The sequence below is a fragment of the Myxococcus sp. AM011 genome (assembly GCF_013372595.1).
Lineage (GTDB): Bacteria > Myxococcota > Myxococcia > Myxococcales > Myxococcaceae > Myxococcus > Myxococcus eversor.
Genome location: NZ_JABXEM010000629.1, coordinates 1 through 218, shown reverse-complemented (window position 1 = coordinate 218; position 218 = coordinate 1). Strand labels below are relative to the sequence as shown.

The 218-nt window shown below is 63.3% G+C and carries 1 protein-coding gene; it reads right to left on the bottom strand.

The features are described 5' to 3' along the window. Positions 1-194: hypothetical protein (locus HUW62_RS47740; protein WP_176438233.1), on the bottom strand; the 194-nt coding region annotated here is incomplete at its 3' end. Between the last annotated feature and the right edge of the window lie 24 nt (positions 195-218).

The following is a 218-nucleotide window of genomic DNA, read 5'->3' as shown; positions in this document are numbered from 1 at the left end:
TGGATGTACTTGGTGCGGTTCTCGATGCAGGCATCCAGCATCTTCACGGAAGTCGTGGGGGTCACCTTGCCCTTGACGCCCTCTCCGTTCGCGTCGAACCGCGCACGCAGCCGGAAGATACGGGGGATGCCGCCGTCGCGGAGGATGGCCTCCTTGCCGCAGTAGTCGTAGTCGCGCAGGTGCTTGGACAGCATGACGGCGCCCCACTCTTCATTCGT